The 1,676-nt window shown below is 33.8% G+C and carries 1 protein-coding gene; it reads right to left on the bottom strand.

Annotation, left to right across the window (positions count from 1 at the left end; all coding sequences use genetic code 11):
* Positions 1–110: 110 nt before the first annotated feature.
* Positions 111–1,571: an IS1182 family transposase gene (locus F7888_RS22245; RefSeq protein WP_191783584.1), complete on the bottom strand. Its 1,461-nt coding sequence runs from the start codon at positions 1,569–1,571 to the stop codon at positions 111–113.
* Positions 1,572–1,676 lie beyond the last annotated feature (105 nt).

Here is a 1,676-nt window from a genome sequence, read left to right as displayed (position 1 = left end):
GAGGCCACTGAAAAACTATCGTTTTTTGATAACTTTAATTTCCAAAGAAAAAAACAAGCCTTTTTTTCTCAAATAAGATCAAAAAGGCTTGTTTTAAAGGGGGAATTCCCCTATTTTTCATTCATTAGCTTCAGTATTCGTTTGAGATTGACTGCAAATATCGTTGTGGCTGCTTGGAGTTCCATACCAAATAGACCCGAGGAATTGGCTTTTTTTAACCCGTGTCTGTTTTTTAATTCACTATTTTTAGCTTCAATTTTATATCGTTCTTTCGATAAGAGTTGAAACTTCTCTGAGTTTTGGAAAGCTTCTTGTTCCAAATGTTCATTGGATTTAATCGTAACAGAGTACGTTTTGGTCTTTGCACCTTCTTTATAACACCCTTCTTTGAATGAGCAGACTTTACACTTTTCAACATCAAAATAATATTTCAATTGGGTGTTTTTATTAGAGTGCATTTCTCTTACTTTTTTTAATTTCTTTGTAGCTAGATGCCCGGCAGGGCATGCGTAAGTATCAGCATCTTTATTAAACTCAAATCCAGGTATGCGATTTGTTTGTCCATTTGTAATCACTGGGTGTAGTTTAGAAACTAGTTTGATATCTTCATTTTTCGTATATATTAGATTGTGTTTGCCTGAATAAGCAGTATCACCAATTATAGTATCAACTTCCATGCCATATGTTTTAGATTTTTCAACAAGATCTTTTAAGTAGCATCCGTCTGGTTGTTCTCCAGAAGTAATTACAGCTGATGTAATAATACGTTCATCTGACATAGCCAAATGTGTTTTATAACCGTGAAAAGGACTGTCTTCTGATTTATAACCAACTTTTGCATCTGGATCACTCGAGAAGCAGGATTGATGTTGAACATCTTCGATGCTTTCTTTCAATTCATTGATTCTTTCTTTAACAGCAGGTAGATGAAGAAGTTGAGGCTCTCGCTCAATCACTGCCACTAGCTTTTCACAATATGCTAACTCATCAGATGTTTCTTTATTTGTCGGTTTGGGTGGAAGTTTCTCTTTGATAGACTCATCAAAAGAATAAACAGTTTTCCTTACTTTTTTAGCTTTATTTTGCAGATACTCTTTCGGTGATTGATTTTGATAGCGAGAATAAGTATGAGTGGCATCCACAATTATAGTTTTACTGGTGATAATTTGTTTTTCAAGAGCAATCTCTACAGTTTTGGAGATTAATAAATCTAATAATTTAATATCTTGAAGACGCTGACGACGGAACTTGGTCAATGAACTAGGGTTAATAACTGGCTCCTCTGGAGCCATATCAAGAAAATACTTGAAGGACATATCGTATTGGGAACGCTCAACCAAATCGACATCTGATACTTCGTAGATTGCTTTTAAAAGTAAATATTTAAACATCCGAATAGGTGGGATCGCGTTCCGACCATTGTCTAAACAATACTTGGTTTTTAGTTCTTCCATAATAAAAGAAAAGTCTACCAATTCATTGATTTGACGAAGCATATTGTCTTTTGGAACGACTAAGTCATAGATAGCCATATAAGGACTTAAATTAAAACTTTCTTGATTTTTAATCATGACGACACCCACCTACTATTTATTAAATCAATTATAAATTAAAAAAGAGAAAGATAGGAATAAAAACCTAAGTTTCTCTTTTATGAGGACTTTTTCAGTGGCCTC

Origin of the sequence: Litchfieldia stipae (assembly GCF_014837155.1) — a bacterium.
GTDB lineage: Bacteria > Bacillota > Bacilli > Bacillales > Bacillaceae_L > Litchfieldia.
This window is presented reverse-complemented; position numbering and strand designations above follow the sequence as displayed.